Source organism: Pseudomonas sp. GD03862, from assembly GCF_029840855.1.
GTDB classification, from domain to species: Bacteria; Pseudomonadota; Gammaproteobacteria; order Pseudomonadales; family Pseudomonadaceae; genus Aquipseudomonas; species Aquipseudomonas alloputida.
The window spans coordinates 132,439-152,314 of the sequence record NZ_JAOCDI010000009.1; the positions used below are offsets into that span (position 1 = coordinate 132,439).

The following is a 19,876-nucleotide window of genomic DNA, read 5'->3' on the forward strand; positions in this document are numbered from 1 at the left end:
CACAAACAGTTGATTTTGCGATCTGCCATGCCTATCACCCCCAGCGAAGAACGCCAACTCACCCTCACCGTGCTCAAGGCCGCCATCCAGGCCCTGGGCAGCGTTGCCGCGCGCAACATGGAAATACTCCTGCACGACCTTGACCACCCCGAACACTCGGTGGTGGCGATCGTCAACGGTCATCTGTCCGGCCGCAGCGTAGGCAGCCCGATCCTCGCCGCACCGGAGCAGGACCAGGGCTTCAAGGCACTGATGCAGGCCTCGGCCGACCAGCACGGCCGTGAGCCGGTGGTGCTGCCCGATTACCCCACTACGCTCAAAGGCCGCACGCTACGAAGTGCCACGGCTATCTTCCGTGACAGCAGCGGCCACCCGTTCGCCAGCCTGTGCGTCAACACCGACGTCACCGGCCTGGATGCAGCCATGAGCTTTCTCCAGCAGTTGCAGCCGCTGGGGGCCATACCGGCGGTCAACGAACCTGCCGACATGGAGCTGCTGATGAGCGAGATCATCCAGGCCGCCCTGCAGCGCAGCGGCCAGGGGCGGATGAACAAACAGGCCAAGGTCGAGGCCGTGCGCGTCATGCAGGAGCGCGGCCTGTTCATCGTCAAGGGCGGCGTCGAGAAGGCTGCCAGCGCCCTCGGCGTGACGCGCTACACCATTTACAACTACCTCGAGCAACTACGCGGAGCCAGCCAATGACCTTGCACATTCATACCCCCCTGATCGAATCGCGCCCGCTGTCGTTGGCGGCCGGTCGTAATATCTGGCTCAAGCTCGACGCCCTGCAACCCTGCGGTTCGTTCAAACTGCGCGGTGTAGGCTACGCCTGCGAGGTACACCACGCGCGTGGCGCCCGGCACTTTGTGTCCTCGTCAGGTGGCAATGCCGGTTTGGCAGTCGCCTATGCCGGACGCAAGCTGGGGGTGCCGGTGACCGTGGTGGTACCCGAAACCACCACCGAACGGGCCAAGCAACTACTGCACCTGGAAGACGCCAAGGTGGTGGTGCACGGCAGTTCCTGGCAAGAGGCCAACGCCCTGGCACAGACACTGGTAGGCCCGAACGATGCCTTCATCCACCCGTTCGACGACCCACTGCTGTGGGCCGGGCATGCCAGCCTGGTGGATGAAGTGGCCGAGGCCGGCCTGAAGCCGGACGCGGTGGTATTGTCAGTCGGCGGGGGCGGCTTGCTCAGTGGCGTGGTGGAGGGGCTCAAGCGCAATGGCTGGGGCGATGTGCCGGTGCTGGCAGTAGAAACCGAGGGCGCGGCGTCGCTGCATGCGGCCATGCAGGCCGGGCATTCAGTGGAGCTGGAGCGCATCGCCTCGGTGGCGACGTCGCTGGGGGCCAAGCGTGTGGCTGATCAGGCGCTGATGTGCGTGCAGCAGCATCCGGTGCACAGCCATCTGGTCAGCGATCGCGCAGCGCTGGAGGCCTGTGAGCGGTTCTTGCTGGACCACCGTGTGCTGGTCGAGCCCGCGTGCGGGGCGGCGTTGGCAGTGGCCTATGATGCCAAGGCACTGGGCGCCTTGCGCAATGTCCTGGTGGTGGTCTGTGGCGGCGCTACCGCAACACTGGAGCAGATCAAGGCCTGGCTGCAGCAGGCAGACTGAAGCTGCCATCTGTCGGGGGTGATTACGACAGTCACATCCACCTGATCTACTAGGCTCGCCGCAACCGAAAAGCCCACGCAATGGCGTCAACCCTGACGAAATGCGTATCCCGCCCTTTCGGTCTGCGGCAAGTGAAGGCACAATGCGTGTCCTTTTTTTGGCCGGCCTGGCCGGGGGCCTTTAAATGATCAAGACGCCGTATTACCTCATCGATAAAACCAAGCTGCTCAGCAACATGGAGAAGATCGCCTACGTGCGCGAACACTCCGGTGCCAAGGCGCTGCTCGCCCTCAAGTGCTTCGCCACCTGGTCGGTGTTCGACCTGATGCAGCAGTACATGGACGGAACCACCTCGTCCTCCCTGTTCGAGCTCAAGCTCGGCCGCCAGAAGTTCGCCGGCGAAACACATGCCTATAGCGTGGCCTGGGCCGACGACGAGGTCGAGGAGATGCTTGAGAACTGCGACAAGATCATCTTCAACTCGATCGGCCAGCTGCAACGCTTTGCCGAACAGTCCGAAGGCAAGGTGCGTGGTCTGCGCGTCAACCCGCAGGTCAGCAGCTCCGACTACCTGCTGGCCGACCCGGCCCGCCCGTTCAGCCGCCTGGGCGAATGGGACCCGGCGAAGATCGAACAGGTGATCGAACAGATCTCCGGTTTCATGTTCCACAACAACTGCGAAAACGGTGACTTCGGCCTGTTCGACAAGATGCTCACGCACATCGAAGAGCGTTTCGGCCACCTGCTGCACAAGGTCGAGTGGGTCAGCCTTGGTGGCGGCATTCACTTCACCGGTGAAGACTATGCAGTAGACGCCTTCTGCGCGCGCCTGAAGGCGTTCTCGGAAAAATACGGCGTGCAGGTATACCTGGAGCCCGGCGAAGCCGCCATCACCAACAGCGCCTCGCTGGAAGTGACCGTGCTCGATACCCTGTACAACGGCAAGCACCTGGCCGTGGTCGACAGCTCGATCGAAGCGCACCTGCTCGACCTGCTGATCTACCGCCTCAACGCCAAGATGGCCCCCAATGACGGCGAGCATACCTACATGGTCTGCGGCAAGTCATGCCTGGCCGGTGACATCTTCGGCGAGTACCAATTCGACCGTCCGCTGGCCATTGGCGATCGCCTGTCGTTCATCGACACGGCGGGCTACACCATGGTCAAGAAAAACTGGTTCAACGGGCTGAAGATGCCTTCCATCGTGGTCAAGCAGCTCGACGGCAGCGTCGAAGTCGTCCGCGAGTTCGGTTTCGAAGACTACGTTTCCAGCCTGTCGTAAGACCGGCTTTCAAGTAAGGAGCAAAGGGTAAATTGAAGAAGAACGTTCTTATCATTGGTGCAGGAGGTGTCGCCAAGGTGGTGGCCCACAAGTGCGCGCAGCATAACGACGAACTGGGTCGTATCGCCATCGCGTCACGGAACATCTCCAAATGCCAGGCCATCATCGACAGCGTCAAGGCCAAGGGTAGCCTCAAGGTACCCGCCGACATCCAGGCCTTCTCGCTCAATGCCCTCGATGTCGAGGCAACCAAGGCGCTGATCCGCGAAACCGAATCGCAGATCGTGATCAATGTGGGTTCCGCATTCCTCAACATGTCGGTGCTGCGTGCTTGCATCGATACGGGTGTCGCCTATCTGGACACCGCCATCCACGAAGAGCCGGGCAAGATCTGCGAGACCCCACCGTGGTACGGCAACTACGAGTGGAAACACCTCGAAGAGTGCCAGGCAAAGAACATTACCGCCATTCTCGGCGTCGGTTTCGACCCGGGTGTGGTGAACAGCTACGCCAAGCTGGCGCAGCAGCAGTATTTCGACAGCATTGATTCGATCGATATTCTCGACGTCAATGCCGGTTCGCATGGCAAGTACTTTGCCACCAACTTCGACCCGGAAATCAACTTCCGCGAGTTCACCGGACAAGTGTGGAGCTGGCAGAACAGCCAGTGGACCAGCAACACCATGTTCGAGGTCAAGCGTACCGACGACCTGCCAGTGGTAGGCTCGCAAAACCTGTACCTGACCGGCCACGATGAAGTTCACTCGATTTCGAAGAACCTCAACGTCCCGAACGTGCGCTTCTGGATGAGCTTCGGCGAGCACTACATCAACGTGTTCACTGTTCTGAAAAACCTGGGCCTGCTCAGCGAGCAACCGGTGAAAACCGCCGAAGGCCTGGAAGTGGTACCGCTGAAAGTGGTCAAGGCCGTACTGCCAGACCCGGCCTCGCTGGCCCCTGGCTACACCGGCAAGACCTGCATCGGCGACCTGGTCAAAGGCACCAAGGATGGCCAGCCGCGCGAAGTGTTCATCTACAACGTGGCCGACCACGAAGAAGCCTACGCCGAGACCGACAGCCAGGGCATTTCCTACACCGCCGGCGTACCGCCAGTGGCTGCCGCCCTGCTGGTAGCCCGTGGCGAGTGGGATGCCAAGCGCATGGTCAACGTCGAGGAGCTGCCAGCCGAGCCGTTCCTCAAGGCGCTGGACGTGATGGGCCTGCCGACCCGCGTCAAAGATGAAAAAGGCGATCGTCCTTGGGACGCTGAAGCCTAAGCAACAAACAGAAGGGGCGCCACATGGCGCCCCTTCTGCTTTCCAGGCCCAGCCACTTCGCGGGCAGCCCAGGCGCTCACAGGCCTGAAACAAGCACGTAACCTGTGTGGGCGAGCCCGCGAAGAGGCCGGTGCAGGATCACGCTCTACTTGCGGGCCTCCAGAATCAGGTTGAACGGCGTCTGCGTCGCCCGCCGGAACCTGCTGAACCCTGCCTCCTCGAAGACCGCCCGCAATCGCGCCTCCCCGGCCTGCGCACCCAACCCCAGCCCCACTTCCTGCGACAACGAATTGGGCGTGCAAATAAACGTCGACGCCGCATAGAACAAGCGCCCGACCGGTGTCAGGTTACCCTCCAGCGAGTCCTCGGCATACGGCTCAACCAGCATGACCGTGCCATCAGCCTTCAAAGCACGGTAGGCATGCCGGGCTGCCCCGACCGGGTCACCCATGTCGTGCAGGCAATCGAAGAAGCACACCAGGTCATGGTCATGCCCCGGGTACTCCTTGGCGCTGGCCTGCTGGAAGCTCACCCGCCCCTCCAACCCCGCTTCCCGTGCACGCGCGTTGGCGGTGACGATCGAAGGCTGATGATAGTCGTACCCCACGAAGGTCGACGCCGGAAACGCCTGCGCCATCACCAGCGTCGAGGCACCATGACCGCAGCCCACGTCCGCCACCTTGGCGCCCGCCTGCAGCTTGGCCACCACACCCTCCAGTGCCGGCAGCCAATCCGCAACCAGGAAGGTGCGATACCCCGGCCGGAAAAACCGCTCGGTACCGCTGAACATGCACGGGTGGTGATCACCCCAGGCCAACCCGCCATCGCCGCGCATGGCGGCTACCAGCTTGTCCTTGTCATGGAACAGCGCCGCCACCACCGCCGCGCCGCCGGCCATGTAGGCCGGGGAGTCCTCCAGCGCCAGGGCCATGGCCTGTTCTTCAGGCAGCACAAAACTACCCTTGTCATGGACCATGTAGCCCGATGCCGCCTGGGCATTCAACCATTCGCGCACCAGCCGCGGGTGGCAGCCGGTCTTTTCCGCCAGTTGCTCAGGGGTGACCGCCTGGCTGTCGGCCATGGCCCGGTACAGCCCCAGTTCATCGCCGAGAATGACATTGGCCAGCGTCGCCGCTGCGCCCATGTCGCCCACCAGCTTGCCCATGAAATCGTGAAGCCTTGCCTCGTCCATGACCTGCCCTCCTCTGCAAGAAGGCCATCGCCAACGAGGGACGTCCGCTCCGGGAAGGCGGTGGTCGGTTCAAGGGTTTTCGTTCGCGGTACAACACGCAACTGCGAGCTGTCAGTAAGTTTAGATGCTCTGCCTGGGCGACGTGGAATAACGGCCATATGGCCCACGAGCATTTCCCTCAGGTCACAATTCCTAAACAACGATGTGACATTTTTTTTCAGCTTTCCTATCAAGGAGCTGTCAAATGAAGGTCACGGTTTTCGGAACCGGCTATGTCGGCCTGACCCAGGCGGTGTGCCTGGCCCAGGTAGGCCATTCGGTGTTGTGCATGGATGTCGATGCCGATCGGGTGGCCAGCCTGAGTGAAGGCCATTGCCCGATCTTCGAGCCCGGCCTTGCGCCGCTGCTGGAGAAGAACCTCGCCTGCGGTCGGCTACGCTTCACCACGGATGCCGCAGCCGCTGCCAACTATGCCCGGTTGCAGTTCATTGCCGTCGGTACCCCACCGCAAGCCGACGGCAGCGCCGACCTGAAGCACGTTTTCGCCGTGGTCGACAGCATCCTCGAACACGCTGACGGGCCCAAAGTAATCGTCAACAAGTCCACCGTGCCGGTGGGTACGGTACACCGCATCAAGGCACGCATCGCCCAGGCCGTGGCCGATACCAGCCGCTTCCAGGTGATCAGCAACCCGGAGTTTCTCAAGGAAGGGTCTGCGGTGGACGACTGCATGCGCCCCCAGCGCATCATCATCGGGGGCGCAGAAGCGGCCGAAGTGGAGTTGCTACGCGAGCTTTACCTGCCGTTCAACCGCAACCGCGAAAAGTTCATGGTCATGGACGCGCGCAGTGCCGAGCTGACCAAGTACGCAGCCAATTGCATGCTGGCCACCAAGATTTCCTTCATCAACGAAATCGCTAACCTGGCCGAGCACCTGGGGGCCGATATCGAAATGGTGCGCCGTGGCATCGGCTCGGACCCGCGCATCGGTTATGACTTCATCTACGCCGGCTGCGGTTTTGGCGGCTCGTGCTTCCCCAAAGACCTGCAAGCCCTGCGCCACAGTGCCGAGGCAGAAGGCTTCGAGACGCAGTTGCTGCGCGCAGTAGAGTCGGTCAACGAGCAGCAGAAGGGCCGGCTGTTCAGCAAGATCCAGCGCCATTACCCCGGCGGCCTGCGGGGCAAGGTGTTTGCCCTGTGGGGGTTGTCGTTCAAGCCCAATACCAATGATATTCGCGAAGCTTCCAGCCGGGTCCTGCTGGAAGCACTGTGGGCCGCGGGCGCGCGGGTGCAGGCTCACGACCCTCAGGCCATGGAAGAAATCCGGCGCCACTACGGCCCGCGTGCCGACCTGCAACTGGTGCCCTGCAAGGACGATGCGTTGCGGGGCGCCGATGCCCTGGTGATCGTCACCGAATGGCAGGACTACCGTGTGCTCAACCTGGACGAGGTGCCGCAGCAGCTGGCCGACCGGGTGGTGTTCGATGGCCGCAACCTGTACGAACCCGAGCACATGGCCTCGGCAGGGCTGACTTACTACGGCATCGGACGTGGCAAGATTGCGCCAGCTTGACTGCAATGATTACCGGCTGGCCACTCCCTGGCTGTCAGCCGGCCTTATCGACTCAGGGCGCTGCGGACTGACAGGCGGCTCAAGCTGCAGCACCTCGTTGGTATATGCCCACTCCTTCTCTAGCTGATCCGGGTGGTCGTTCAGGCGGATGCCATAGGACGGGATGATCTGTTTGATCTTGGCCTGCCACTCGGGCGACGCCACCTTGTTCTTGAACACCTTGTTCAACACATCGAGCATGATAGGCGCAGCGGTCGACGCACCGGGAGAAGCCCCCAGCAAGCCGGCGATACTGCCGTCCCTGGACGTCACCACCTCGGTACCGAGCTTGAGCACGCCGCCCAACGCTTCGTCTTTCTTGATGATTTGCACCCGCTGGCCCGCCTGCCACAGCCGCCAGTCTTCTTTCTTCGCCTCGGGGAAATAGGTGCGCAGCGCTTCGAAGCGGTCATCGTCCGATTGCAGCACCTGCCCGATCAGGTACTGCACCAGGTCGAACTCGCGTACTCCTACCCGCACCATCGGCCAGGCATTGTGCACGCTGGTACTGGCGAGCAGGTCAAGCAATGAGCCCTGCTTGAGGAACTTGGTCGAGAAGGTGGCGAACGGCCCAAACAGGATCAGGCGCTTGCCATCAAGTACCCGGGTGTCCAGGTGCGGCACCGACATGGGCGGCGCACCGGTTGCGGCAATGCCATAGGCCTTGGCCATGTGGCGCTGGGCGATAGCCGGGTTGTCAGTGACCAGGAACGAGCCACCGACCGGGAAGCCGCCATAGTCCTTGGCCTCGTCGATACCCGACTTCTGCAGCAGCGGCAGTGCCGCCCCGCCAGCGCCGATGAACAGGAACCGGGCATCGGTGGCTGCCTTGCTGCCATTCTTCAGATTCTTGTACTCGACGTGCCAGGAACCGTCGTCGTTACGGGTGATGTCCTGCACTTCGCTCGACAGCTTGAGATCGAAGTTCGGCCGCGTCTGCAGGTAACCCACATACTGCCGGGTGATCTCGCCAAAGTTGACGTCGGTGCCGATCGGCGTCCAGGTCACGGCCAGCTTCTGGTTGGGATCGCGGCCTTCCATCATCAGCGGGACCCATTTGCGGATCTGCTCGTGGTCTTCGGAGTACTGCATGGGCTTGAACAACGGGCTGGCTTGCAGGGCCTCGTAGCGTTTTTTAAGGAAACGAATGTTGTCATCGCCCCAGACAAAGCTCATGTGCGGGGTGGTGTTGATGAACGAATGCGGGTTTTTCAGCACGCCCTGCTTGACCTGCCAGGCGAGAAACTGGCGCGTTACCTGGAACGACTCGTTGATTTCAACCGCCTTGCTGATGTCGATCTTGCCGTCTTTTTCCGGGGTGTAGTTCAACTCCGCCAGGGCGGAGTGGCCGGTGCCGGCGTTGTTCCAGCCGTTGGAGCTCTCCTCGGCTACCTTGTCCAGACGCTCGACCATTTCCATCGACCAGCCGGGCTCCAACTCGTTGAGCCACACGGCCAAGGTAGAACTCATGATGCCGCCGCCCACCAGCAGCACATCGACCTTCCTGGTTTCCGCCGCTTGGGCATTGAGCATGCCGATGGCCAAGGCCAGCCCGGCCATCGCCAGTTTTGGCTTGATGGTGATCTTCATAACCTCTCCCGCGCCTCGTTGCTGTCCGTGGTTCAGCCACAAGCTTAGCCGACGCGTTTAGTCGGGTATGACGACGCACAAACACTTGCAATCGGCCACATCTCAAAATACTGTATGAATACTCAGTATCGCAGGTCAGCCACCATGCAACTCATCGCCAAACTCGGCATCCTTGCCGACGCAGCCAAGTACGACGCCTCCTGCGCCAGCAGTGGTGCGCCCAAGCGCAATTCGCGCGGCGCTGACGGCCTGGGCGCTACCAATGGCATGGGTATCTGTCACAGCTACACCCCCGACGGCCGCTGCGTATCACTGCTCAAGGTACTGCTGACCAACTTCTGCCTGTATGACTGCCAGTACTGCGTCAACCGCCGCTCCAGCAACGTGCCGCGCGCACGTTTCAGCCCCGAGGAAGTGGTGCGCCTGACCCTGGACTTCTACCGGCGCAATTGCATCAGCGGCCTGTTCCTCAGCTCTGGCATCATCCGCTCGGCGGACTACACCATGGAGCAGCTGATCCGTGTGGCCCGGCTGTTGCGCGAAGAACACAGCTTCCGCGGCTACATCCACCTCAAGGCCATCCCCGATGCCGACCCGCTGCTGATCGAAGAGGCCGGGCGCCTGGCCGACCGCCTCAGTGTCAACATCGAACTGCCCACCGACGCCAGCCTCAAGCGCCTGGCGCCAGAAAAGCAAGGGCACACCATTCGCCAGGCCATGGGCGTGATTCATCAGGGCCAGCAGGCCGTGGCCAACGAGCCCAGGGCGCCGCGCTTTACCCCGGCCGGGCAGAGCACCCAAGTCATCGTCGGCGCCGACAGCACCGACGACAGTACCTTGCTGCGCAATGCCGAGTCGCTGTACCAGGGCTACGGCCTCAAGCGCGTGTACTACTCTGCCTTCAGCCCGATCCCCGACAGCCCCGGCAGCGTGCCCCTCGCCGCACCACCGCTGCTGCGCGAACACCGCCTGTATCAAGCCGATTTCCTGCTGCGTGGCTATGGCTACAAGGCTGGCGAGCTGCTGGGCCACAGCGGTAACCTGGCACTGGACATCGACCCCAAGCTGGCCTGGGCGCTGGCCAACCGCGAAGTCTTCCCGCTGGACGTGAATCGCGCGGAACCTGCGCTACTGGCGCGTATCCCCGGCATCGGCCTGCGCAGCGTACAGCGCCTGGTCGCCCTGCGGCGGGAGCGGCGCATCCGTTATGACGACCTGATCCAGCTGCGCTGCGTGCTGGACAAGGCACGGCCGTTCATCGTCACCAGCGACTACCGCCCCGCCCAGGCCGAGCTGCGCAGCGGCTTGCTGCGAGCACGCTTGAGTGAGCCGCCAGCACCCGTGCAGATGGGGTTATGGGGGTGATCGCACTCGACTGCGACGACCTGTTCGCCACCTGGCGCGACCAGGCCCGCGTATTGTTGAGCCATGGCATCGACCCGTCGGAAGTCACCTGGTCGCAAGGCCCGATGGCGGACCTGCTGGCCGTGCCGGCTGCGCCGCCTGAAGGGCCTGGCCCTTTCCGGGCCAAAGTCCCGGCCGCACTGCTGAGCCAGTTGGAGCAGGCCTCTCGCTACCGTGGCGAGCAGCGCTGGAACCTGCTGTATGAAGTGCTGTGGCGCGTCGCCCATGGCGACCGCACGGCAATGCTGGCCGGTGACCGGCTGGGCAGTGAGCTGCAACGGCGCATCAAGCAGGTAACCCGCGAGGCGCATCACTTGCACGCCTTTGTACGCTTCGTGCCGTTGCCTGAGGAACTGGCTGAGCACTTGCAGCTGGATCTGGTGGCCTATCACGAGCCGGCACACGACATTCTGCACAGTGCCAGCGCGCATTTTGCCGACCGCCTGGGGCGTTTGCGCTGGTTGATTGCCACGCCACAGGATGGCATTCGCTTCGACGGCCAGTCGTTCGACTACCAGCGACAGTGCCCCGAGCCCTGGCGCCAGTGGGCCCGCAACGCCGAAGACCCCGGCGCCGAACTCTGGCGCACCTACTACCGCCATACCTTCAACCCGGCCCGCCTCAACCCGGATGCCTTGCGCCTGCACATGCCAGGGCGGTTCTGGCGGCATTTGCCGGAAGGCATGCTGATACCGCAGCTTGAAGGCCTGGCGCGCCAAGGCAAACAGCGGGACGGCCAAGCCCTTGAGGTGGCCTCGCAAACCGGCAAGACCATCAGCAAGCCTGCGCGCTCGGTGTAGCCGCGGAGCCTGTTGCGGCCCCGTCGAGACACAAGGCCGCAGCTACAGCGAAAACATCATGCTCAACTGAAGAGCCTGGCCAGGCAGGCCAGCTTCTTCTTGTACGAACGCCGCGCCTCCAGTGCCTGCTCCAGGCTCACCGGCAGGAACCGCGCCTGCTGGTTGGGCTGCATCTGCCCGATCAGGTCGAGGTCGGCGCTGATCACCGTGCCGATCATGGCGTAGCCGCCCCCCGACACTGCATCGCGATGCAGGATGATCGGTTCCAACCCTGCCGGCACCTGGATCGATCCGATCGGGTAGCAGCTGTCGACGATATTGGACGGGTCCGACCCCGCACCGAACGGCTGCTCGCGCGGTTGGAAACTCAAGGCGCTGCCGCCTTTGTAGCGATAACCGATACGGTCCGCTTCGGAGCCAACGGTCCAGGCGTCGGTGAAGAAACGTTGCGCTGCAGCTTCGGTCAGGCGGTGGAAGTACAGCCCAGGCACCACCCGCAACACCACCTCGCCCCCCAGGGCCTGACGCAGGGCCATGGGCAAGCTTGCACCGGCACGGGTCTTGCCGCTGGGCACGCCGACCGGCAGCAGGTCGCCCGCCATCAGTTTGCGCCCATGAAAGCCACCCAACGCGCCCAGCGCGTAGGTGGACCGGCTACCCAGTACCTCGGGCACATCGATGCCTCCGGCCACTGCCAGGTAGGCCCGGGCGCCCGCTGTTGGAAAGCCGAAACGCAACACTTGCCCGGCCCGCACGGCAAACGCAGTGTCCGGGCGCTGCTCGCGGCCATCGAGCAACGCTGGCATCTGCGCACCGCACACAGCGACCAGTGCGTCCTGCTGGAACTCCAGCTCCGGCCCCACCAGCGCACACTCCAGGCCCGCAGCGCCGGCCGGGTTGCCCACCAGGTGATTGGCTGCGCTCAAGGCGTACTGGTCGAGTGCGCCGGACGGTGGGATACCCAGGTGGTAGTAACCTTCGCGGCCCAGGTCCTGTACAGAAGTGGCCAGCCCCGGTTTGAGTACCTTGATCATGCCAGCACCTCCTGCAACGATTTGGGGTAGCCGACCGGGTCGGCGAGGAAGGCGTCCAGGGAAAACGCCACCGGGCGAATGCGCAGGTCGAAGCAGCCATCCTCCACTTCCGCCACCGCCTGGTCGTAGGTGCGGCGGTCGATAGGCTTGAACTGCACGATGTCACCCGGGCGGAAGAACACCATGTGCTCTTTCAGGTAATTCAAGGTCTGCTGCGGGTCGTAGATCGGTGCCGGGGTGACGCCGAACATCTGGTAGCCCCCCGCCCCGCGCACCGAGTAGATGCAACCAAAGCAGCCGCCATGGCCCAGGGTGAGCTTGGGCGTGTCGGTACGGGGGCGCAGGTACTTGGGCACCTGCAGCTGCCGCTCGCGCTCGACCATCTGGAACATGAACGGCAGGCCGGCGACAAAGCCCACCATCGACACGAACCATGGCGCGCCACTGTGGGCGGCGATGAAGGCCTCGACATCGGCCAGGCCGTTGATGCGCGCGGCGTACTCCAGGTCAGTGCTGGTCGGGTCCTGGTGGCGATCCCGAAAGCGCATCAGGGTTTCATGGGTCCAGGGGTCGTTGTACAGCACCGGGATCTCGATGATCCGCGTCTGCAACGAACGCTCGGCCACCGCCTGCGCCTCGGCGCCGCGCACGGCTTCGAGCAGTGCCTCGGGGGCGATACGGTCCGGGTCGAAGCGGACCTGGAACGACGCATTGGCCAGGCACACATCAAGTACGCCATCCAGGGCCATGCGCTCCACCGCACGGGTGACGGCCATACCCTTGAAAAAGGCCTCCAGCGACATGCTTTCGCTGACTTCGGCAAACAGGTGCTCGTCGGCGCCGAAGCTGTAACGGATCGGGGTTGTAGCAAGCGGTTCGGCCATGACAGTTCCTTTTCTTGGAATCTTTATAGAAAGGCAGGCGAAAACAAAATGCACGGGCTCCGGCTTGTCGGTTTGCCGGATGCCTGACGGGTTCAGCGCAGTGCCCGCACCACGATGCCGGCCGCATCCAGTGCCCTGCGCGTGGCCTCGACCAGGTCCAGCGCGCCCGGGGTGTCACTGTGCAGGCAAATGGAATCGAATTCGATCGCCAGGTCCTGGCCTTCGACCGTGCGCACCACGCCTTGGCGGCAAGCACGCAGCACCCGCTCGGCGACGGCCTGGGGCTCGTAGCCACGCACATTGCGGGTAAACACGATCGACCCGCTCAGGTCGTACTCGCGGTCGGCATAGAACTCGCGAATCACCGGCTGCCCCATTTCCTGGGCAATGCGGCAGATCACCGAACCTGGCATGCAGAACAGCAGCAGTTCCGGCTCGATCACCCGCAGGTTTTCCACCAGCAAGCGCGCGGCTTCTTCGTCACGCGCCAGGTGCATGTACAACGCCCCGTGCGGTTTGATGTGCTGCAGACGCACGCCCTGGGCACGGGCGATTTCACGCAGCGCGCCCAATTGATAGAGCATGTCGTCCACCAGTTCCTGCGCCGAGGCATTGATATGCCGGCGGCCAAAGCCGACCAGGTCACGGAACCCCGGGTGTGCCCCCACAGCAACGCCCAGTGCCTTGGCGCGCTCGACGGTGCGGCGCATAGTGCCGGGGTCACCGGCATGGAAACCGGTGGCGATGTTGGCGCTGCTGATGTAGCCCATCAGTTCGTGATCGACGCCGTCGCCAATAGTCCACGGGCCAAAGCCCTCACCCATGTCCGAGTTGAAATCCACTGCTTGCATGACCGCGTCTCCTGGCACTTGTGACTGCATGCAAGCCACGTTAGATTCTCCGCACCCCCTTGGGAAGATCTATAAACAGATGGGGTACCTTCTGAAAAACAGATACCCCGGGAGCCTACCGTGTCACTCACCCTGCGCCAGGTCCGCTACTTCGTTGCCACCGCTGAAATCGGCCAGATCTCCCAAGCGGCGATCCACCTGAACATCTCCCAGTCGGCAGTCACCACGGCCATCAAGGAGCTGGAAGCGATGCTCGGCGTGCTGTTGTTCCAGCGCTCGGCCCAAGGCATGAGCCTGACCGAAGCCGGCCGCCACTTCTTGAACCGTGCCTACGTCATCCTGCGCAGTGTCGACGATGCGTTGAACAGCCCGCTACCGGACGTGCGTGCCAGTGGCCTGTTGCGCCTGGCGGCGAGTTACACGGTGATCGGCTACTTCCTGCCACACCACTTGCAGCGCCTGGAGCACTGGCATCCGGGCGTGACCCTGGAGCTTTACGAGCAGGAGCGCAGCGCCATCGAGCAAGGCCTGCTGGAGGGGCGTTTCGACATGGCGGTGGTGCTCACCGCCAACCTCACTCACCCCGACATCGTCTCGGAAACCCTGTTCAACTCCGAGCGCCGGCTGTGGCTGCCCGGGCATCACCCACTGTGCGAGCGATCGGCCGTGAGCCTGGCCGAGGTGGCCTGTGAGCCGTTCATCCTTTTGACCGTGGATGAGGCCGAGCAAAGTGCCATGCGCTACTGGGAGCAGGCCGGGCAAAGGCCAAGCGTAAGGGTGCGGACCAGCTCGGTGGAGGCCGTGCGCAGCATGGTCGCCAATGGCAGCGGTGTGGCGATCCTGTCGGACCTGGTGCACCGGCCGTGGTCGCTGGAGGGCAAGCGCATCGAGACGGTGACCATCAGCGACCCGGTCACGCCGATGAGCGTGGGGTTGGCCTGGCACCGGGAACGGGCATTCAGCCCGGCGATGCAGGCGGTGCGCAATTACTTCCATGATGCGTTTCTGGCACCGCAGCAGTTGTCGGCCCGGCGCTGATCCTGCCTTTGCAGGCCCGGCCTCTTCGCGGGCGCGCCCGCTCCCACAGGTGCAGCGCAAATCTTCAGCGGTATGGCAGCCTGTGGGAGCGGGCAAGCCCGCGAAGAAACCAACACCCATCTCGAGCCGAACGTTCACGCCGCAATGCCGTCATAATCTGAGCCGGTGCCGACACGCAAAGAGGACGCGAAATGACCCAGCCCGACCCGTCATACGTCAAATGGCTCGAAGACCGCGCCATGCTCAAGGCCTCCCAGGCGCGTGCCAGCCTGTACTCAGGCCAGTCGCGACTGTGGCAACACCCCTATGCCGAGGCCCAGCCCCGCCGCGCCACCGAAATCGCCTCGGTGTGGCTGACCGTCTACCCCGACGCCATCATCGCGCCCGAGGGTTGCTCGGTGCTCGGTGCCCTGGCCCACGAAGCGTTGTGGAAGCGCCTGTCGGAGATCGGCGTACAGGGCCTGCACACCGGCCCGATCAAACTGTCCGGTGGCATCCGCGGCCGCGAACTCACCCCCAGCGTGGACGGCAACTTCGACCGCATCAGCTTCGACATCGACCCACTGTACGGCAGCGAGCAGGAACTGATCCAGATGAGCCGCATGGCCGCTGCGCACAATGCCGTGACCATCGACGACCTGATCCCCTCGCACACCGGCAAGGGCGCCGACTTCCGCCTGGCCGAGCTCGCCCATGGCCCCTACCCGGGGCTGTACCACATGGTCGAGATCCGCGAAGAAGACTGGGCGCTGCTGCCCGAGGTGCCCGCCGGGCGCGATGCGGTCAATCTGCTGCCAGCGCAGTGTGACGAGCTGAAGGCGCGCCATTACATCGTTGGCCAGCTGCAACGGGTAATCTTCTTCGAGCCGGGCGTGAAGGAAACCGACTGGAGCGCCACGCCGCCGATCACAGGCGTCGACGGCAAGACCCGCCGCTGGGTGTACCTGCATTACTTCAAGGAAGGCCAGCCCTCGCTGAACTGGCTGGACCCTACCTTCGCCGCCCAACAAATGATCATTGGTGACGCGCTGCACGCGCTGGACTGCCTGGGTGCACACGGCCTGCGCCTGGACGCCAACGGCTTTCTCGGCGTGGAAACCCGCGCCAGCGGCACCGCCTGGTCAGAAAGCCACCCGCTGTCGCTCGTCGGCAACCAGCTGATCGGTGGCATGATCCGCAAGGCCGGTGGTTTCAGCTTCCAGGAGCTGAACCTGACCCTCGATGACATTGCGCAGATGTCCAAAGGTGGTGCCGACCTGTCCTACGATTTCATTACCCGGCCGGCCTACCAGCATGCGCTGCTGACGGGCGACACCGAGTTCCTGCGCCTGATGCTCAAGGAGATGCACGCCTTCGGCATTGACCCGGCCTCGCTGATCCATGCCCTGCAAAACCATGACGAGCTGACCGTGGAGCTGGTGCACTTCTGGACACTGCACGCGCACGACATGTACCTGTACAAGGGCCAGACCCTACCTGGCAGCATCCTGCGCGAACATATTCGCGAAGAGATCTACGAACGGCTGTCGGGGGAACATGCGCCGTACAACCTGCGCTTCGTGACCAACGGCATTGCCTGCACCACCGCCAGCCTGATCGCTGCTGCACTGGGTATTCGCGACCTCGAACAGATTGGCGTAGCGGATATCGAACTGATCAAGAAGGTGCACCTGCTGCTGGTCATGTACAACGCCATGCAGCCGGGGGTGGTCGCCTTGTCCGGCTGGGACCTGGTCGGTGCCCTGCCCTTGCCCGCCGAAGCGGTTGCCGAACGCATGCTCGATGGCGATACCCGCTGGATTCACCGGGGCGGCTATGACCTGGCCGGGCTTGACCCACAGGCAGAGGCTTCTGTGCGGGGCATGCCGCGTGCCCGGGCGCTGTACGGCAGCCTGGACAGGCAGCTGGACGAGAGTGATTCATTTGCCTGCAAGGTGAAGAAACTGCTGGCTGTGCGCCAGGCCTACGGCATCGCCACCAGCCGTCAGGTGCTGGTACCTGAGGTGAGCAGCCCGGGGCTGCTGGTGATGGTGCATGAGTTGCCAGCCGGGCGCGGTATCCAGATCACTGCGCTGAACTTCGGCCAGGACGCGATTGCCGAGGAACTGCTGTTGACCGGGTTCACACCTGGGCCGGTGGTCGACATGATCAACGAGACGGTCGAAGGCGATTTGACCGAGGACGGGCGCCTGATGGTGAACCTGGATCCGTACGAGGCGCTGTGCCTGCGGATCGTCAACAGCAGCGGGCATGTTTGAATCTGCAGTGGCCCTGCCGTCGGCAAACCGGTTTCGCCCACAAGCACGCCGCCTGCCCCGCGCAGGCGCCAGACTCGCAAGCCGGCTTGCCAGCCAGCAAGCCTGGTCTTGCATTTACTGCGCTACGGGCATAGCGTTCGGAAGTTTTCTTTTCCGTGCCCAGGAGCAACTCCATGTACACCGGCATCGTCCAGGCCGTCCGCCCTCTGCTTGATGTGACCACCTACCCGGGCCACAACCAGTTCACCATCGACCTCACCCCGGAACTGCTCGATGAGCTGAAAATCGGTGCCAGCGTCAGTGTCGAAGGTACCTGCCTGTCCGTGACCGAAATCGACGGCAGCCAGGTCAGGTTCGACGCCATGACCGCTACCCTCGAACGCACCAATCTGAGCAGCTTCACGCCTGGCCGGAGCGTGAACATCGAACGTTCGGCGAAGATGAACGCCGAAGTCGGCGGCCACCTGATGGCCGGCCACATCGCCACCACCGCCGAGATCGTCGAGCTGTCGATCAAGGAAACCGGCGCCTTCATCAAGTTCCGCATGCCGCCGCAATGGGGCAAGTACGTGTTCCCGCGTGGTTTCATCGGGGTCAATGGCTGCAGCCTGACGGTCGCTGACGTGGAGGACAACGTGATCACCATCAACCTGATCCCGGAAACCCTGCGGCAGACCACCTTCGCCAGCTACCACCCAGGTGAGCTGCTCAACATCGAGGTCGACCATCAGACCATGGTGCTGGTCGATGTGGTAGAGCGCACCATCAAAGGTACCCTGGCCCGCGAAAACCTGCTGCCCTGAGGCCTGCACATGCTCCCTAACGCCCTCCCCGCGCGCACAGCCAGGCGTTTGCGCCTGCAGGTAATGCGTGGTCGCGTCGGCCTCGGCCTGGTCGCCGCCCTGTCGGTGCTGGCCGGCATGACCGATGCCATCGGCTTGCTGGCACTGGGCGATTTCGTGTCGTTCATGAGTGGTAACACCACACGCCTGGCGGTGGCCATCAGTGAAGCAGACCTGGCCCTTGTGCTACGCCTCAGTGGCGCGGTACTGGGCTTTGTCGCGGGCAATGCGCTGGGTGTGCTCCTGGCTCACGGATTGCGCCGTCGAGCCTGGCCGGTGTTGTTGGTGGTTGCCGCACTGCTGGCTTTCGCGGCAGCGTGGCCGCTGCCGGCCACCTTCCCTGCGCTGTTGGCGGCAACGCTGGCCATGGGCATGATCAATGCGGTAGTCGAGCAGGTGAATGGCCTGCCCATTGGCCTGACTTACGTAACGGGCGCCCTGTCGCGTTTCGGCCGCGGCCTGGGGCGTTGGCTGCTGGGCGAGCGGCGCAACGGCTGGCGGGTGCAGTTGGTGCCTTGGGCCGGCATGTTGCTGGGCGCCGCGCTCGGCGCCTGGTTGCAACAACACCTGGGCCTGCAGGCGCTGGCCGGCAGCTGTGCGCTGGCCTGCGTGCTGGCGCTGATATCGCGGTTCATTCCGCGGTCCTGGCAGCGTGGCTACATGCCGCGCTGATCATTCGATACGCGGGTGCTGCAGTGCCAGTTTCTCGCGCTTGGCTTCCAGCTCGGCGATCTGCGCATCGATGTCCTCGATCTTCTGCTCGATGTTGTCGTGGTGCTCCTGCAGCAGTTCACGCGCCTCTTCGATGTCCGATGCCGCGGGTGCCGCGCCGCGCAGGGGCTTGTTGGCGGTTTCCTTCATGGTCAGGCCGGTGACCAGGCCGACAGCAGCGATCACCATCAGGTAATAGGCCGGCATGTACAGGTCGTTTGTGGTCTCCACCAGCCACGCAGCGAGGGTTGGGGTAAGGCCGGCGATCAGCACCGAGATGTTGAAGGCGCTGGCCAGGGCGCTGTAACGGATGTGCGTAGGGAACATGGCCGGCAGCGTCGAGGCCATCACGCCGATGAAGAAGTTCAGCAGCACGGCAATGATCAGCAGGCCGGCGAAAATAAGCCCAAGCACCCCACTGTTGATCAGCATGAATGCCGGAATGGCCAAGGCCAGCAGGCCGACACTGCCGACAATGATGAACGGCCGTCGGCCAAACTTGTCGCTGAGCAGGCCGATGATCGGCTGCACGAACAGCATGCCGACCATGATCGCGATGATGATCAGCACGCCATGGTCTTCGCTGTAGTGCAGGTTGTGCGACAGGTAGCTGGGCATGTAGGTAAGCAGCATGTAGTAGGTGACGTTGGTGGCAATTACCACGCCGATGCAGGTCACCAGGCTGCGCCAGTGCTGGGTGGCCACCTCCTTGAACGACACCTTGGGCCCGGACGCCAGGCCTTCACGATCGCCCTGCTCCAGCTTGTCGACGTGCTGCTGGAACGCAGGTGTTTCTTCCAGCGCATGGCGCAGGTAAAGGCCGATGATGCCCAGCGGCAGGGCCAGGAAGAACGGCAGGCGCCAGCCCCAGTCGAGGAATTTTTCTTCACCCAGCACCGTGGAAATGAGCACCACCACCCCTGCGCCCAGGACAAAGCCGGCAATCGAACCGAAATCCAGCCAGCTGCCGAGAAAGCCGCGCTTGCGGTCAGGCGCGTACTCGGCAACGAAGATCGAGGCACCGGTGTATTCGCCACCCACCGAAAAGCCCTGGGCCATCTTGGCCAGCAGCAACAGGATCGGCGCCCAGATACCAATGCTTGCATAGGACGGTATCAGGCCGATGGCGAAGGTGCTCAGGGACATGATCACGATGGTTGCGGCAAGGATCTTCTGCCGCCCGAACCTGTCGCCCAAGGCGCCGAAGAACAACCCGCCAAGAGGCCGGATCAGGAACGGTACCGAGAAGGTGGCCAAGGCCGCGATCATTTGCACGCTGGGGTCGGCGTTGGGGAAAAACACCTTGCCCAAGGCATAAGCGACGAAGCCATATACCCCAAAGTCGAACCACTCCATGGCGTTGCCCAGCGCGGCGGCTGTGATCGCCTTCTTCATCTTGGCGTCGTCGACGATGGTGATGTCCTTCAGGCCGATTGGCTGGACGCTTTTCTTGCGAGGTTTCATACCCGTATCCCTGTCGATGAA

At 63.2% G+C, this 19,876-nt stretch carries 17 protein-coding genes; 11 read left to right on the forward strand and 6 right to left on the reverse strand.

What is annotated here, in order from left to right; all coding sequences use genetic code 11:
* Positions 1-27: 27 nt before the first annotated feature.
* The 4 genes from N5D53_RS08960 to N5D53_RS08975 all read left to right on the forward strand — a co-directional run bounded on the left by N5D53_RS08960 (position 28) and on the right by N5D53_RS08975 (position 4,175).
* Positions 28-702 carry a PAS domain-containing protein gene (locus N5D53_RS08960; protein WP_104961827.1) on the forward strand — a complete coding sequence of 225 codons (675 nt, stop codon included), beginning with the start codon at positions 28-30 and terminating at the stop codon, positions 700-702.
* Positions 699-1,616 carry a pyridoxal-phosphate dependent enzyme gene (locus N5D53_RS08965; RefSeq protein WP_190869316.1) on the forward strand — a complete coding sequence of 306 codons (918 nt, stop codon included), beginning with the start codon at positions 699-701 and terminating at the stop codon, positions 1,614-1,616. Before N5D53_RS08960 ends, N5D53_RS08965 begins: the two co-directional genes overlap by 4 nt.
* Positions 1,617-1,800: 184 nt before the next feature.
* On the forward strand, positions 1,801-2,898 hold the full coding sequence (gene nspC / locus N5D53_RS08970) for a carboxynorspermidine decarboxylase (protein ID WP_003248125.1): 1,098 nt from the start codon (positions 1,801-1,803) through the stop codon (positions 2,896-2,898).
* Between the two features lie 32 nt (positions 2,899-2,930).
* The gene (locus N5D53_RS08975; RefSeq protein ID WP_003248123.1) at positions 2,931-4,175 is read left to right on the forward strand and encodes a saccharopine dehydrogenase family protein; all 1,245 of its coding nucleotides are present in this window, start codon (positions 2,931-2,933) and stop codon (positions 4,173-4,175) included.
* A 145-nt stretch (positions 4,176-4,320) separates the two neighbouring features.
* On the opposite strand, the gene N5D53_RS08980 is transcribed toward N5D53_RS08975, so the two are convergent.
* Positions 4,321-5,367 (reverse strand): class I SAM-dependent methyltransferase, encoded by a 1,047-nt coding sequence (locus N5D53_RS08980; RefSeq protein ID WP_020191327.1) that lies wholly within the window; start codon positions 5,365-5,367, stop codon positions 4,321-4,323.
* A gap of 244 nt (positions 5,368-5,611) precedes the next feature.
* Here N5D53_RS08980 and N5D53_RS08985 point away from each other — a divergent pair, with 244 nt between their 5' ends.
* Positions 5,612-6,940 carry a UDP-glucose/GDP-mannose dehydrogenase family protein gene (locus N5D53_RS08985; protein ID WP_020191326.1) on the forward strand — a complete coding sequence of 443 codons (1,329 nt, stop codon included), beginning with the start codon at positions 5,612-5,614 and terminating at the stop codon, positions 6,938-6,940.
* Between the two features lie 9 nt (positions 6,941-6,949).
* On the opposite strand, the gene mqo is transcribed toward N5D53_RS08985, so the two are convergent.
* A complete protein-coding gene (gene mqo, locus N5D53_RS08990; protein ID WP_019438544.1) occupies positions 6,950-8,569 on the reverse strand; it encodes a malate dehydrogenase (quinone) in 1,620 nt (539 codons plus the stop codon).
* A 144-nt stretch (positions 8,570-8,713) separates the two neighbouring features.
* Between mqo and N5D53_RS08995 the strand changes: the two genes are divergently transcribed.
* Together N5D53_RS08995 and N5D53_RS09000 are read left to right on the forward strand one after the other, a co-directional pair.
* Positions 8,714-9,934, forward strand: coding sequence for a putative DNA modification/repair radical SAM protein (locus N5D53_RS08995; protein WP_104887527.1), 1,221 nt, complete (start codon positions 8,714-8,716; stop codon positions 9,932-9,934).
* A complete protein-coding gene (locus N5D53_RS09000; protein ID WP_014591220.1) occupies positions 9,925-10,773 on the forward strand; it encodes a TIGR03915 family putative DNA repair protein in 849 nt (282 codons plus the stop codon). Before N5D53_RS08995 ends, N5D53_RS09000 begins: the two co-directional genes overlap by 10 nt.
* Before the next feature lie 62 nt (positions 10,774-10,835).
* On the opposite strand, the gene N5D53_RS09005 is transcribed toward N5D53_RS09000, so the two are convergent.
* The 3 genes from N5D53_RS09005 to N5D53_RS09015 form a co-directional block, all read right to left on the reverse strand.
* Complete coding sequence (locus N5D53_RS09005) at positions 10,836-11,807, reverse strand: biotin-dependent carboxyltransferase family protein (RefSeq protein ID WP_014861077.1); 972 nt, start codon at positions 11,805-11,807, stop codon at positions 10,836-10,838.
* Complete coding sequence (locus tag N5D53_RS09010; protein WP_049586156.1) at positions 11,804-12,691, reverse strand: allophanate hydrolase subunit 1; 888 nt, start codon at positions 12,689-12,691, stop codon at positions 11,804-11,806. The genes N5D53_RS09005 and N5D53_RS09010 overlap by 4 nt, the downstream gene beginning before the upstream one ends.
* Before the next feature lie 92 nt (positions 12,692-12,783).
* Positions 12,784-13,542, reverse strand: a complete 759-nt coding sequence (locus N5D53_RS09015; protein WP_121161690.1) for a 5-oxoprolinase subunit PxpA — start codon at positions 13,540-13,542, stop codon at positions 12,784-12,786.
* 120 nt (positions 13,543-13,662) lie between these two features.
* Between N5D53_RS09015 and N5D53_RS09020 the strand changes: the two genes are divergently transcribed.
* From N5D53_RS09020 to N5D53_RS09035, 4 genes are all read left to right on the forward strand, one after another.
* Positions 13,663-14,580, forward strand: coding sequence for a LysR family transcriptional regulator (locus tag N5D53_RS09020; protein WP_010953821.1), 918 nt, complete (start codon positions 13,663-13,665; stop codon positions 14,578-14,580).
* Between the two features lie 191 nt (positions 14,581-14,771).
* Positions 14,772-16,838, forward strand: coding sequence for a maltose alpha-D-glucosyltransferase (gene treS / locus N5D53_RS09025; RefSeq protein ID WP_190869317.1), 2,067 nt, complete (start codon positions 14,772-14,774; stop codon positions 16,836-16,838).
* Positions 16,839-17,011: 173 nt separating this feature from the next.
* On the forward strand, positions 17,012-17,641 hold the full coding sequence (locus tag N5D53_RS09030) for a riboflavin synthase subunit alpha (RefSeq protein WP_104961833.1): 630 nt from the start codon (positions 17,012-17,014) through the stop codon (positions 17,639-17,641).
* A gap of 9 nt (positions 17,642-17,650) precedes the next feature.
* Entirely contained in the window at positions 17,651-18,352 is a 702-nt protein-coding gene (locus N5D53_RS09035) for a YoaK family protein (protein ID WP_104961834.1), read from the forward strand.
* Here the strand turns inward: N5D53_RS09035 and proP are convergent, their stop codons facing one another.
* Entirely contained in the window at positions 18,353-19,855 is a 1,503-nt protein-coding gene (gene proP, locus N5D53_RS09040) for a glycine betaine/L-proline transporter ProP (RefSeq protein WP_010953816.1), read from the reverse strand. It lies immediately after the preceding gene.
* Positions 19,856-19,876: the final 21 nt, after the last annotated feature.